At 38.7% G+C, this 12,886-nt stretch carries 14 protein-coding genes and 1 other annotated feature (1 of these 15 only partly in view); of the genes, 12 read left to right on the top strand and 2 right to left on the bottom strand.

The window, feature by feature from the left end:
• Position 1: 1 nt before the first annotated feature.
• Together IGL37_RS11590 and IGL37_RS11585 are read left to right on the top strand one after the other, a co-directional pair.
• Positions 2-301: a PTS sugar transporter subunit IIB gene (locus IGL37_RS11590; protein WP_002367331.1), complete on the top strand. Its 300-nt coding sequence runs from the start codon at positions 2-4 to the stop codon at positions 299-301.
• A gap of 14 nt (positions 302-315) precedes the next feature.
• Positions 316-1,683 carry a PTS ascorbate transporter subunit IIC gene (locus IGL37_RS11585; RefSeq protein ID WP_016622105.1) on the top strand — a complete coding sequence of 456 codons (1,368 nt, stop codon included), beginning with the start codon at positions 316-318 and terminating at the stop codon, positions 1,681-1,683.
• 64 nt (positions 1,684-1,747) lie between these two features.
• Here the strand turns inward: IGL37_RS11585 and IGL37_RS11580 are convergent, their stop codons facing one another.
• Positions 1,748-2,722 (bottom strand): alpha/beta hydrolase, encoded by a 975-nt coding sequence (locus IGL37_RS11580; RefSeq protein ID WP_002414146.1) that lies wholly within the window; start codon positions 2,720-2,722, stop codon positions 1,748-1,750.
• Positions 2,723-2,933: 211 nt separating this feature from the next.
• Here IGL37_RS11580 and rbsR point away from each other — a divergent pair, with 211 nt between their 5' ends.
• The 4 genes from rbsR to rbsU all read left to right on the top strand — a co-directional run bounded on the left by rbsR (position 2,934) and on the right by rbsU (position 6,257).
• Entirely contained in the window at positions 2,934-3,929 is a 996-nt protein-coding gene (gene rbsR, locus IGL37_RS11575; protein WP_002370032.1) for a ribose utilization transcriptional repressor RbsR, read from the top strand.
• A 91-nt stretch (positions 3,930-4,020) separates the two neighbouring features.
• Entirely contained in the window at positions 4,021-4,938 is a 918-nt protein-coding gene (gene rbsK / locus IGL37_RS11570; protein WP_002381157.1) for a ribokinase, read from the top strand.
• A 15-nt stretch (positions 4,939-4,953) separates the two neighbouring features.
• Positions 4,954-5,349, top strand: coding sequence for a D-ribose pyranase (rbsD, locus tag IGL37_RS11565; protein WP_002355102.1), 396 nt, complete (start codon positions 4,954-4,956; stop codon positions 5,347-5,349).
• A 20-nt stretch (positions 5,350-5,369) separates the two neighbouring features.
• On the top strand, positions 5,370-6,257 hold the full coding sequence (gene rbsU / locus IGL37_RS11560; protein ID WP_002355103.1) for a ribose/proton symporter RbsU: 888 nt from the start codon (positions 5,370-5,372) through the stop codon (positions 6,255-6,257).
• Positions 6,258-6,276: 19 nt separating this feature from the next.
• Here rbsU and IGL37_RS11555 read toward each other — a convergent pair whose 3' ends face one another.
• Positions 6,277-7,161 (bottom strand): LysR family transcriptional regulator, encoded by an 885-nt coding sequence (locus IGL37_RS11555; protein WP_002365269.1) that lies wholly within the window; start codon positions 7,159-7,161, stop codon positions 6,277-6,279.
• Between the two features lie 107 nt (positions 7,162-7,268).
• On the opposite strand from IGL37_RS11555, the gene IGL37_RS11550 reads away from it, so the two are divergent.
• The 6 genes from IGL37_RS11550 (at position 7,269) to tpx (ending at position 12,785) form a co-directional block, all read left to right on the top strand.
• On the top strand, positions 7,269-7,850 hold the full coding sequence (locus IGL37_RS11550) for a DapH/DapD/GlmU-related protein (protein WP_002355105.1): 582 nt from the start codon (positions 7,269-7,271) through the stop codon (positions 7,848-7,850).
• Complete coding sequence (locus IGL37_RS11545; RefSeq protein WP_033596716.1) at positions 7,850-8,587, top strand: SDR family oxidoreductase; 738 nt, start codon at positions 7,850-7,852, stop codon at positions 8,585-8,587. Before IGL37_RS11550 ends, IGL37_RS11545 begins: the two co-directional genes overlap by 1 nt.
• A gap of 181 nt (positions 8,588-8,768) precedes the next feature.
• A complete protein-coding gene (locus IGL37_RS11540) occupies positions 8,769-10,082 on the top strand; it encodes an NCS2 family permease (RefSeq protein ID WP_002355107.1) in 1,314 nt (437 codons plus the stop codon).
• 159 nt (positions 10,083-10,241) lie between these two features.
• The gene (thiI, locus tag IGL37_RS11535; protein WP_002359156.1) at positions 10,242-11,456 is read left to right on the top strand and encodes a tRNA uracil 4-sulfurtransferase ThiI; all 1,215 of its coding nucleotides are present in this window, start codon (positions 10,242-10,244) and stop codon (positions 11,454-11,456) included.
• A gap of 129 nt (positions 11,457-11,585) precedes the next feature.
• A complete protein-coding gene (locus IGL37_RS11530) occupies positions 11,586-12,233 on the top strand; it encodes a redox-sensing transcriptional repressor Rex (RefSeq protein ID WP_002365189.1) in 648 nt (215 codons plus the stop codon).
• Positions 12,234-12,296: 63 nt separating this feature from the next.
• Positions 12,297-12,785: a thiol peroxidase gene (tpx, locus tag IGL37_RS11525; RefSeq protein WP_002367321.1), complete on the top strand. Its 489-nt coding sequence runs from the start codon at positions 12,297-12,299 to the stop codon at positions 12,783-12,785.
• Between the two features lie 49 nt (positions 12,786-12,834).
• Positions 12,835-12,886: a binding site (T-box leader), on the top strand; it runs 188 nt beyond the window's last position.

The following is a 12,886-nucleotide window of genomic DNA, read 5'->3' as shown; positions in this document are numbered from 1 at the left end:
GATGAAGATTTTTACAGTTTGTCAAAGTGGTTTAGGAACAAGTTTTATGGTGCAAATGAATATCCAACAAATTTTAGAGGAAGTCGGTGTTGATACAGATAATTTTCAAATTGATCACACAGATGTCGGGAGTGCCAGTGGCGATATGGCTGATTACTTCTTTGTCGAAAAAACATTGCAAGATGCTTTAGGGTCAATTCCTGCTGAAAAAATCATTCCTTTAAATGCGATTATTGATTACGATGAAACGAAGGAGAAAGTCTTGAAAGTTTTAGATGACAATGGCATTGCACATCAATAAGAAGGAGGAAAAACATGGAAACTTTATTGAATTTATTTGTTTCAATTGTTAGCCAGCCAGCGATTCTGGTTTCATTAATTGCTTTGTTGGGATTAGTTTTACAGAAAAAGAAATTTTCTGATGTTGTTCAAGGAACGTTGAAAACATTCGTCGGCTTTTTAGTTTTAATTGGTGGCGCAGGGCTATTAGCGAACTCGTTAACGCCCTTTGCGGAGATGTTCCAAACCGCGTTAAATACACAAGGCGTGGTTCCTAGTAATGAAGCGGTTGTAGCGATTGCCTTGCAACAATATGGGACACCAACTGCTCTGATTATGTTGGTGGGCATGGTTGTTAATATTCTGTTGGCGCGTTTTACACGTTTTAAATATATCTTTTTGACAGGTCAAGCGATGATGTACGTTTCGTGTTTGACAGCTGTTATTTTAGTGGGGGCCGGTTTTAGCGTTAGTTTGCCAATGATTCTTTTAGGTGGTTTATTTGAAGGAACTTTATTAACAGTGACACCTGCTCTTTGTCAGCCCTTTATGAAACAAATTACTGGAAATGATAAAGTAGCAATGGGGCATACAGGGAATATTGGTTATGCGGCAAGTGGCTTTATTGGAAAAGTCTTTGGGAATAAAGAAAAGTCAACGGAAGATATTAAAATTCCTAAAAGTTTTGGTTTTTTAAGAGACTCAACCATCTCAATTATGATTTTGATGTCGATTGTCTATGTGATTTTGGCTTTGCTGGCTGGGACAGGTTATGTCGAGCATGAGTTAAGCAATGGCGAAAATGCGATTATTTTTTCATTAATTCAAGCAGGAACCTTTACGGCTGGTTTCGTTGTGGTTTTACAGGGTGTGCGGATGGTTTTAGGAGAAATTGTGCCAGCTTTCCAAGGAATTGCTAAAAAATTAGTGCCTAATTCTAAACCAGCACTTGATGTTCCCATTATCTTTCCTTATGCGCCAAACGCTGTCTTGATTGGGTTCTTTGCGAGCTTTATTGTGGGAACTATTTCAATGTTAGCGATGGTTGGTCTGAATACCACCGTGATTATACCAGGCGTTGTCGGGCACTTTTTCTGTGGTGCCGCGGCAGGCGTTTTTGGAAATTCCACAGGGGGACGTCGGGGAGCGATTTTAGGTGCTGCGTTTAATGGCTTATTAATTAGTTGGTTACCGTTATTCATTTTACCAGTCTTGGGTGATCTACAGTTAGCATCCTCAACGTTTGCGGATACAGATTATTTAATCCCAGGCCTATTTTTAGGCAAATTAGGTGAGGCAGGTCCGAGTCTTTTAGTAGGAGGAATCATTGCTTTTGTAGTGGTTGTTCTTTTGGCTAGCGCTGTTTTGACTATGCGGGAGAAAAAAGTCGCCGAAGAAAACTAAGTGTTTTCTTCTACAAAAAGGCAAGTGGGACAGAAGTCGTTTTGACTTCTGTCTCATTTGCCTTTTACCATTGTTCTTGGATAAACTGTGCAATTTGTTTCCGCGCTTGTCGTCCTTCTGGCAAGTATTGTTTCATTGCGAAAACGTGTTGCATGCCAGGCACCAATCGGCAAGTATCTTGTGGTCGTGGCCCTAATTGTTTTAAAAATTGGTGATAGGAAGGGCAAAAAACTTCATGTGTGCCGCCCACGAAAAAAAGTGGCGGAAATTTTTGATAATCAAAGGACAAGCAATTTAAAGAAAGCGTGGAGTGATTGGCTGTGTCGTCAATCTCTTGGGCAATTAATTGTAAATAGTTCATGCCAATCATTTTGTCCTTTTTTTGATAACTTTTGGCAACGGGAATGTCTAAATGTCCATCTAACCAAGGAGAAATTAAAACAGCAGCTTTTGGTAAGCGTTCAGGGAAATCGATGGCTAAATTCTGCAATACGTTTAAAACCAATGTGCCACCAGCAGAATCACCTAATAAAATAACATCTTCGGGATCATAATGCTGTAAAATTTCTTGGTAAGCAGCATAGCAATGATTATAAATATCAGCAAAAGACTTATTTGGTGCTAATGGATATACAGGGATAAAATAATCTGTTGCAAAAGGGAGATCTTCAATTAGTTTATAACTAAAGTCTAATTGGCTATAGGCAAGATTCAATGTAAAGCCCCCACCGTGCAGGTATAGTACAGCTTTCTTGGTAGGCGCAATAACGGAGTTTGACATGCGATACATCGTAGGAAATTGAGTCATTTCTTGAAGAGGAAAAAGATGACGTAAATGTTTTGGCAAAGTTACTTGTTCATTTAGTGATCGTTGCCAATGATAAAAAGCCTTGGTGACTTTCGGATTTCGTTCAAGGCGAGCAATTTGGGAAAGACGTAAAGAATCTTCAAAAAGACAGGCTTTTAAGGATTTTTGACGAGAACGTGCGTGAAACAAATATGCGCTAGCTAACAACAAACCAATCGATTTCTTTTTCAATTAAGGCCCTCCATTCAGCAAAAAGTAAATCATTTTTTCTACAGTATAACATTTTAAAAGTAGAACAACGAAATTTGTTGAAGGGGTGAAAGGACGGTTTAAACGAATGTACGTATTTATTTGTGGTTGCGTAAAGTAAATGATTGTAGTAAATTAAATGAGATTAAGAGGTCCGGTGAATGGGCGCGTTCACGGCAAGGAGAGAAGTAGGATGACAAATAAAAAGGTTACAATTAAAGATGTTGCCAATGACTCAGGTGTCTCCATTACTACCGTTTCACAAATTTTAAACGGGAATGGGGCACGGTTTAGTGGGAAAACGGTCGAAAAAGTATTGGCTGCAAAAGAGCGATTAAACTATCAGCCCGACTATTTTGCGCAACGTATGGTGATGAAAAAAAGTAAGACGATTGGCGTAATCGTACCTGACATTACCAATCCATTTTTCGCGCAATTGATTCGAGGAATTGAAAGTGTTTTATACAAAGAAAATTTTATACTGATGTTATGCAATGCGGACCAAGATGTTACAAGAGAACATGAATATTTAACAGAGTTGATTCGTCGTAGTGTCGATGGCTTTGTGATTGCAAGTTCTGAAATTTCCAATCAAACGATTAATGAAACGCTACGTGCGAAAAAGATTCCGTTTATTGTACTTGACCAAAAAAAAGCAGAAGGCTTTAGCGATGCTGTTTTGACAGACGATTATAGAGGTGGGCAACTAGCAGCAAAACATTTACAAGAGCAACGACATAAACAGGTCGTCGTGGTAATGCCACCACATGCGCCAGTCAATATTCAGCAACGGTTAAAAGGTTTTTGTTCTGTTTATACGGAAAAGGTCCAGTTGATCGAAACAGAATTATCAAAAACCGGCGGCTACCAAGCTGTCCCCGAAATTTTAAAAACAGAGAGCACCGGAATTTTTGCTATCAATGATGAAATTGCTTTTGGTTTATATCGAGGATTAGCAGAAGCGGGCAAAAAAATTCCTGAGGATTATAGTATTATTGGTTATGACAATGTTGATATGTGCGAGTATGTTTCGCCGCCGCTAACAACAATTGCTCAACCTGTTTTTCAATTGGGGCAAACTACGGCGACTTTATTATTGGAAAGAATCCATCAGCCTGCAAAAGATTGGGAGGAGCAAACCTTGCCTGTCCAACTGATTGAACGATTTTCGACAGCACCCTTGAAATAGCTTTCAAGGTGTGCTATATTTTTGTTGTGGAATTAAAACGTTTTACTAAAACGTTTTAATTAGAATGAAAAAATAAATTTTATTGAGGTGGATGAAAATGAACGCGGTTACAATTATCGGAAGTATCAATTTAGACACAACATTAAGAGTCAAAGAAATGCCAAAACCAGGCGAAACAATTCACGCCATTGAACATTTTACAGCAGGTGGTGGTAAAGGAGCAAACCAAGCAGTTGCAGCGAAACGTTCAGGCGCAGAAACATATTTTATTGGTGCTGTGGGAAATGATGGCGCTGGAGCTATGATGACTGATTTAATGAGTCAAGATGAAATTAATTTAACTGGGGTCACCACTTTAGAGAAAACAGCTACTGGCCAAGCCTTTATTATGGTAGATAACGCTGGTGAAAATAGCATTATGATTTACGCAGGAGCCAATAACGCCTTTACGCCAAAACAAGTCCAGGAACATCAAGAAATTATTGAAAAAAGTGATTTTGTGATTGCCCAATTTGAAAGTGCGATTGATAGTACGATTGCAGCGTTTAAAATTGCTAAAAAAGCAGGCGTCAAAACGATTTTAAATCCCGCACCTGCGTTAGAACAAGTTCCTGAAGAATTACTAAACGTGACAGATATGATTGTACCAAATGAAACAGAAACTGAAATTTTAACAGGCATTAAAATCACAGATGAAGCGAGTATGCGTAAAGCCGCAGAAGCACTTCATCAATTAGGGATTGAAGCAGTAATTATTACAGTAGGTAGTAAAGGCGCCTTTTATGACGTCAATGGACGAAGTGGTATTGTGCCTGCTTTTAAAGTGAAAGCGGTTGATACAACGGCTGCTGGCGATACTTTTATTGGCGCATTAAGTAGTATATTAGAGAAAGATTTTAGCAATTTGGAAGAAGCTATTCGCTATGGAAACAAGGCGTCCTCGTTGACTGTTCAACGTTTTGGAGCCCAACCTTCGATTCCTTATCAACACGAATTGGCAGACAAATAAAAAGGAGCGAGCGACATGAAAAAAACAAAAGTTATTAATTCAGATATTTCCCGCGTTATCGCACAAATGGGTCATTTTGATAAATTAAGTATTGGTGATGCAGGCATGCCAGTGCCTCGGACTACAGAAAAAATTGATTTAGCAGTTACCAATGGCGTACCTAGTTTTATGGAAGTTTTAAACAATGTCCTTGAGGAATTGGCAGTTCAACGAATTTATTTAGCAGAAGAAATTAAAACAGAAAATCCTGACATGTTGACAGCAATTAAAACTCGTTTACCAGAAACTCCCATCAGTTTTATTCCTCATACAGAAATGAAACAAGAATTAAACAACTGCCATGCCTTTATTCGGACAGGGGAAATGACTCCTTACGCAAATATTTTATTAGAAAGTAACGTTGTCTTTTAAACGAGAGAGGGGAAATAAAGATGAATGCGACTGCATTATTAATCGGTTTAGGACCGCTTTTAGGTTGGGGGCTTTTCCCAACAATCGCTTCCAAAATTGGTGGTCGTCCAGTGAATCAAATTCTCGGTACCAGTTTAGGAACATTGATTTTTGCCGCTATTTTTTCAATGATTAATGGTTTGGCTTTTCCCGCGGGCATGGATTTATTCTTTTCAATTTTATCTGGTGTCGGTTGGGCCTGTGCGCAAATCATTACGTTTAAATGCTTCACGATGATTGGTTCATCACGTGCCATGCCAGTAACGACCGCGTTCCAACTTTTAGGTGCTTCTCTCTGGGGTGTCTTTTTCTTAGGAAACTGGCCAGGTGCGACAGCCAAATTGTTAGGCGCATTTGCCTTAGTGTTAATCATGATTGGTGCCAAAATGACGGTCTGGTCGGAAACGGAGTCCGCTGAGAGTGCTGGGATTATGAAAAAAGCAGTTCTTCTATTAGCCGTTGGTGAAATCGGCTATTGGGCGTACTCTGCAGCACCACAAGCGACGGCAATTGATGGCATGCATGCCTTTTTACCACAAGCAATAGGCATGGTAATTGTGGCAGTTATTTACTCAGCAGTTGTCACTATTAAGGGTGGGGAAACATCCCCATTTATAGAAGCTGTTTCTTACAAACAAATTTTTTCAGGCTTTTTCTTCGCCTTTGCAGCGTTAACTTATTTAATTTCAGCGCAGCCAGATATGAACGGCTTGGCAACTGGCTTTATTCTATCCCAAACATCAGTTGTGCTTGCAACGTTGACAGGTATTTGGTTCTTAGGTCAAAAGAAAACAGCCAAGGAAATGACCGTAACGATTATCGGCTTAGTTTTGATTTTGGCAGCAGCTACGATCACAGTGATGATTTAAAAAAGTATTCAACGACCTATTATTCAGGGCGTTGAATACTTTTTTTTATTTGTTCTAAAAATAATGCAGCAGCTGTGGAAAGAACCGTATTTTTGCGCCAAATTAAACTAATTTTGGCTGTTAAAGCAGGATATAGCGGGATAAAACGTAAATTTGTTTGCTTTGTTTCTAGAATACCATCAATGCTTAGGGCGCTACCTAGCCCAGCTTCTACCATCAGTGAAGCGTTGTAAAGTAAGTTGTAGGTCCCAACGATTCGGAACTGATCTAGACTTGCTTCGAGCCAATCAGAGAGTTGGCTCGGAACTTGTGCTTGTCGAGAAATAAATAAAGGTTCTTCTTTTAAATCGGCTGCAGTAATAACATTTTTAGTGGCTAAGGGATGGTCCTTTACAGTAATTAAGCCCCATGTATCTACAATTGGTAATGTTAAATAGCTATATTTTTGTTTAGGTGCAGGCTCAATAATTAAACCAAAATCTAATAATCCTTTGTCTAGCCGTTCTATTACATCATCTGCATTCCCACTGTATAAATGAAGGTGAATATCAGCTGAGTGCTGGCTTGTTATTTGTTGTAGTGCATTCGCTAAAAAAGACATAGCTTTTGTTTCGCCACCACCAATCGTGATTTCGCCATTAATGAATTCATTTTGCGACAAGTTGGTGACTGTTTTATTTGCTAAGCTTAAAATATCTTGCCCTTGTTTAGCTAAATATTCTCCTTCAGGTGTTAATTGTATTTGTCGATTTCCTCGTATAAATAATGTCACGCCTAATTCTTCCTCTAATTCTTTTAATTGCTTAGATAATGTTGGTTGTGATACATGCAATTGTTTGGCTGCGCCACTAATCGTTTTTTCTTGGACCACTGCTAAGAAATAGTGAATCACTCGTAATTCCATTACTTTCCCTCCTATAACTAAAACGCATACTTATCTATTTATTATAAGTATTAGACAGAGGAGTTGTCACGTATTACGATAAATTTAGCAAAAGGAGGCGATTAGGAATGCTTACAAAAAATCTCCAAGAACTAATTGCAACAGGTAGCATTGATAAAGATGAACCACTATTTCAACTTATTCATCAGATTCAAGAGGAAAATAGTCGCTATTTAATAGAATTAAATCAACAAGCCTATACACATAATGAAGTAAGGAATCTTCTTGCCACGATTATCCAAGACAAAATTGACGAAACCGTTACGATTTTATTGCCTTTTTATACAGATTTTGGACGCAATATACATTTTGGTAAAAATATTTTTATTAATCGGGCAGCTATGTTTGTTGATTTAGGGGGCATTATAATTGAAGACAATGTTTTAATTGGTCCGCGCGTTAATCTCTTAAGTGTCAATCATCCGGAACTGCCAATGAAACGGCGAGGCGTATTGCTAGCACCAATTACCATTAAAAAATTTGCGTGGTTAGGCGCGGGTGTCACTGTTTTACCAGGTATTACGATTGGTGAAAATGCTATCGTAGCAGCTAATGCGACTGTAACTAAAGATGTGCCAGCTAACGCTATTGTTGCAGGAACACCAGCTAAAATTATTCGTTGGATTCAGGAAGATAAGGAGGAAATATAATGAAATCATTATCAGAAAAAGTTATTGTTATCATGGGCGCTTCCAGTGGCATCGGTGAGGCAACAGCCCGTTTACTTGCCAGAAAAGGAGCGAAGTTAGTCATTGCAGCACGTCGACAAGAACGTTTAATTGCTATAAAAAAAGAACTTCCTGAAGCAAAGATTCTCGTGCAACAAGCAGATGTAACGAAAGAAGAGGAAGTTCAGCGTGTAATCAAGCTTACAATGGAAAAATATGGACGAATTGATGTTCTTTTTAACAATGCAGGAGTTATGCCAACGGCGCCTCTTATTGAAGCACCAAAAGGAGAATGGCGTCAAATGCTAGATATTAATATTATGGGTGTTTTAAATGGCATTGCGGCAGTTCTTCCAATTATGGTTGAACAAAAATCAGGGCAGATTATTACTACTGATTCTGTGGCAGGACATGTCGTTTATCCAGATTCGGCTGTCTACTGTGGAACAAAGTTTGCTGTTCGAGCAATTATGGAAGGATTGCGACAAGAACAAAGAGAGAATAACATTAAATCAACGATTATTTCACCAGGTGCTGTACAAACAGAACTTTATCAAACAATTTCTAATCGAGTAGTAGCTGAAACGTTACATCTAGAACAGTTAAGTTGGGGCTTAAAGGCGGAAGACATTGCGCAAGCGGTGGTCTTTGCCATAGACACGCCAGATCGTATGTCAATCAGTGAAATGGTTGTTCGCCCGACCACACAAACGATTTAATTTAAAAAGTATTCCTAGAAAGGAATACTTTTTTTGAATCGTGATTGTTCGTTTTTTACAGAATTTAGAATTTGATATTTACTTATTTGTTGGTTTATTATATGATTAAACACGTTGTTTCATTAATAAATTGAATATTTTACGAACATTGTAGGATGTTTAGATTTTAGGAGGACGGAACATGAAAGAAAAGATAAGTTCATATTTTGAACTTGAACAATTGAATACGAATATGAAACGAGAAATGTTAGCTGGTTTCACCACATTTATCTCAATGGCGTATATTTTGTTCGTTAATCCAACCGTACTTGGTGCTTCTGGCATGGACGAAGGCGCTGTTTTTACTGCCACCGCTTTAGCGAGTGCCTTAGGTTGTATTTTAATGGGTGTGTTGGCGAAATATCCGATTGCGACAGCACCAGCTTTAGGAATTAATGCATTCTTTGCTTATTCAGTCTCTGTTGGTATGGGGATTCCTTGGCAAACGACATTAGCAGGCGTTTTTGTGGCTTCATTGATATTTATTTTAATTACAATTTTTAAATTACGCGAGCTAATTATTGATGCAATTCCTGCAGACTTGAAATTTGCCATTTCAGGTGGGATCGGGTTGTTTATTGCTTTTCTTGGTTTAAGCCAAGGTGGCTTAATTGTGGCTAATGATGCGACACTTGTTGGCTTAGGACCTTTGAATGTTGGTTCAACGTGGGTTACCATTGTCGGCTTAGTCGTAACTGCAATTTTGTTAGTTCGTCGAGTACCGGGTGGTATTTTTATTGGGATGGCGATTTCAACGATTGTTGGTTTAGCGACAGGCGTTATTCCAATGCCTGATAAGATTATTTCAAGCGCGCCAAGTTTAGAACCAACATTTTTAGTGGCGTTAGGACATGTGAAAGATATCAATACGATTCAAATGTGGGTCGTGGTTTTAACGTTCCTATTAGTAACATTCTTTGATACGGCTGGTACGTTGGTGGGCTTAGCCAATCAAGCAGGTTTTATGAAGGACAATAAAATGCCGCGTGTGGGGAAAGCTTTAGCCGCTGATTCAACAGCGATGTTAGCTGGTTCTCTATTAGGGACATCGCCAGTTGGCGCATATGTCGAATCATCTGCGGGGATTGCTGTGGGTGGTCGTTCAGGAATCACAGCTATTACAACCGGGATTTTATTTATTTTCAGTTTGCTATTTTCTCCTTTGTTAGCAGTTGTCACTTCGCAAGTTACAGCACCAGCGTTGATTATTGTTGGTGTTTTGATGGCACAATCCTTAAGCAAAATTAAATGGAACGAGATGGAAATTGCGATTCCTTCCTTCTTAATCTTGTTAGGAATGCCATTGACATACAGCATTTCAGATGGGATTGCCTTAGGCTTTATCTTCTATCCAATTACAATGATTGCGGCAAAACGCGGGAAAGAAGTTTCGCCAATTATGTATGGCTTGTTCTTTGTTTTTGTCGGATTCATGTGGATCCTGAATGCGCAATAAGCAAGAGAGAAAGTTATCAAATAGTTGATTCATAAGACAATGAACTTATGAATCAACTATTTTTTTTCGACTAAGCACTAGAAAAACGCCCCTTATTTGATGTATAATTTGCAAAGACATTGACCTGTGAAGATACAGGAACAGAGAGGAATTAATTGAGTGAAGTATACAGAAATTATGGTTCGCTATGGCGAATTATCAACTAAAGGAAAAAATCGTAAAACGTTTATCATGCAGTTAGCACAAAATGTGAAACGTGCGTTAGCTGATTTTCCAGCATTGAAAATCCATGCAGATCGAGATAGAATGCATATTTTATTAAATGGGGAAGATAGTGAAGAAGTGATTCCAAAACTAAGTAAAGTGTTTGGAATTCAAAATTTTTCGCCAAGTATTCGTATTGAAAAAGAAATGCCAGCGATTCGTGCAATGGTTCAAGAGGTTGTTCGGGAAGTTTATACGCCAGGTAAGACGTTTAAAATTACTGCTAAACGCTCGGATCATTCATTTGAACTTGATTCAAATGGCTTGAATCAAGAATTAGGTGGGGCCGTTATTGAAGCCATTCCGGAAATTCAAGTACAAATGAAAAAGCCTGATATTAACTTAAGAATTGAAATTCGTAAAGATGCGGCGTATTTATCTTATGAAACGATTCGCGGTGCGGGTGGATTGCCAGTGGGCACCAGTGGTCGTGGTATGTTGATGTTGTCAGGAGGCATTGATTCACCAGTTGCTGGTTATTTAGCTATGAAACGTGGCGTGGAAGTAGAAGCTGTCCATTTTGCTAGTCCGCCTTATACAAGTGAACAAGCGTTACAAAAGGCTAAAGATTTAGCTGAAAAATTAGTCCCTTATGTAGGAACTATTCAATTTATTGAAGTGCCCTTTACAGAAATTCAAGAAGAAATAAAACGAGTTGTTCCCCAAGGCTACTTAATGACTATTACACGACGTTTAATGTTACGCTTAACAGATGCAATTCGTGAAATGCGGAAAGGTTTAGTCATTATTAACGGTGAATCGTTAGGACAAGTGGCTTCGCAAACACTTCAAAGTATGGTAGCAATTAATGAGGTTACCTCAACACCGATAATTCGACCTGTGGTTTCAATGGATAAGACAGAAATTATCGAAATTGCCGAAAAAATTGACACGTTTGAATTAGCCATCCAACCCTTCGAAGATTGTTGTACAATTTTTGCGCCACCGCAACCGAAAACACGACCTCGCTTGGATAAAGCGCAAGATTATGAAGCGCGCTTAGACTTAGAAGGTTTAATGGCTCGGGCCTTAGAAGGACTCAAAATTACAGAGATTTCAGCAGAAACAGCGAAAGATAAACAAGAAGACGAATTTGCAGATTTCCTATAAGAAATAAATACAGTGACGGTCACTTAGACGTCACTGTATTTATTTTGTACTTATTTCACAAACAAGTTGCTCGGAGAGGGGAACCGTGATAAACTGAATATGTGAAGTAGGTAACAAGGAGGACAGAGGATGGAGAAAAAAATGCCTAAAGCAACGGCAAAACGTTTGCCGGTTTATTTACGTTATTTAAAAATGTTAGGGGATTCTGGTGTTAAACGCATTAAATCACGAGAGTTTAGTGAAATGATCCAGATTCCTTCTGCAACGATTCGGCGTGATTTTTCCCACGTTGGTGAACTGGGTCGAAGCGGTTATGGTTACGATGTGCCGTATTTAATTGAGGTATTTAGTAATATTTTAAATACGCAAGAAGAAAAAAGAATTGCTCTGATTGGTTGTGGCAATTTAGGCAAGGCATTATTAAAAAATAATTTTAGACGCAACGAGAATTTGAATATTGTCTGTGCTTTTGATAATGATTCAGCTTTAGTTGGCACCACGATTAATGGATTATTAGTTCATGATATGTCTGAGTTAGAAGCATTCGTTCGACAAGAAGGGGTCACGGTAGCCATTTCTACAGTACCAAGTCACCATGCTCAAAAAGCCATCGACAAAATTGTACAAGCGGGTGTGACTGCGATTTTAAATTTTGCGCCAGACCGTGTCAGTGTGCCAGCCAACGTTAGTGTGCAGTATATTGATTTAACAACGGAACTGCAAACACTGATTTATTTTAATGAAACTTTTTCACTAGCAAATAGCCCAAAGCAATAAAATTGTCTTCATAAAAATCCTCTACTATACTTATTATTGAAAGTGGAAAAGGAGGATTTCAGAATGAATGTTACAAGAAAAGGGCACGTATTAGAATTGACAGGTGAACAGCCCGAAGTTGGCACAAAAGCCCCCGTCTTTTCTTTGAAAAATTTAAACAACCAAGAAATCAACTTGGCAGATTATAAAGGTAAAACGGTTTTAATTAGTGTGGTTCCTGATATCGACACACGTGTTTGTTCACTGCAAACGAAACGTTTCAATCAAGAAGCGGCGAAATTAGACGGTGTTCAGATTATCACGATTTCCAATAACACAGTTGAAGAACAAGCAAATTGGTGTGCCGCTGAGGGTGTCGAAATGGAAATGCTTCATGATACTGAAGACTCATTTGGTGCAGCTTATGGTTTGTATATTCCAGAAATGGGCCGTTTAGCACGTGCTATTTTTGTGATTGACCCAGAAGGAACGTTAGTTTATGAAGAAATCGTCTCAGAAGTTTCGTCGGAACCCGATTATCAACAAGCGTTAGAAGCTGCAAAAAAAGTGTAATCCCTCTAGATTACAAATTGACTTTGCTTGCGCTTCATTGTAGAATGAAGCAAAGACAGCGAACAAGAGGAGTATCATTGGCGTCGTTTTAGAGAAAAAGT

Source organism: Enterococcus sp. AZ119 (genome assembly GCF_050546175.1).
In the GTDB taxonomy this organism is placed as follows: Bacteria; Bacillota; Bacilli; order Lactobacillales; family Enterococcaceae; genus Enterococcus; species Enterococcus faecalis.
This window is presented reverse-complemented; position numbering and strand designations above follow the sequence as displayed.

Bases quoted from the DNA above. Each gene is read 5' to 3' on its own strand.
- IGL37_RS11540 (WP_002355107.1), top strand. From the start codon at position 8,769: ATGAAAGAAAAGATAAGTTCATATTTTGAACTTGAACAATTGAATACG.
- IGL37_RS11545 (WP_033596716.1), top strand. From the start codon at position 7,850: ATGAAATCATTATCAGAAAAAGTTATTGTTATCATGGGCGCTTCCAGT.
- IGL37_RS11590 (WP_002367331.1), top strand. From the start codon at position 2: ATGAAGATTTTTACAGTTTGTCAAAGTGGTTTAGGAACAAGTTTTATG.
- IGL37_RS11585 (WP_016622105.1), top strand. From the start codon at position 316: ATGGAAACTTTATTGAATTTATTTGTTTCAATTGTTAGCCAGCCAGCG.
- IGL37_RS11550 (WP_002355105.1), top strand. From the start codon at position 7,269: ATGCTTACAAAAAATCTCCAAGAACTAATTGCAACAGGTAGCATTGAT.
- IGL37_RS11530 (WP_002365189.1), top strand. From the start codon at position 11,586: ATGGAGAAAAAAATGCCTAAAGCAACGGCAAAACGTTTGCCGGTTTAT.
- rbsR (WP_002370032.1), top strand. From the start codon at position 2,934: ATGACAAATAAAAAGGTTACAATTAAAGATGTTGCCAATGACTCAGGT.
- IGL37_RS11555 (WP_002365269.1), bottom strand. From the start codon at position 7,161: ATGGAATTACGAGTGATTCACTATTTCTTAGCAGTGGTCCAAGAAAAA.
- rbsU (WP_002355103.1), top strand. From the start codon at position 5,370: ATGAATGCGACTGCATTATTAATCGGTTTAGGACCGCTTTTAGGTTGG.
- rbsD (WP_002355102.1), top strand. From the start codon at position 4,954: ATGAAAAAAACAAAAGTTATTAATTCAGATATTTCCCGCGTTATCGCA.
- rbsK (WP_002381157.1), top strand. From the start codon at position 4,021: ATGAAAATGAACGCGGTTACAATTATCGGAAGTATCAATTTAGACACA.
- tpx (WP_002367321.1), top strand. From the start codon at position 12,297: ATGAATGTTACAAGAAAAGGGCACGTATTAGAATTGACAGGTGAACAG.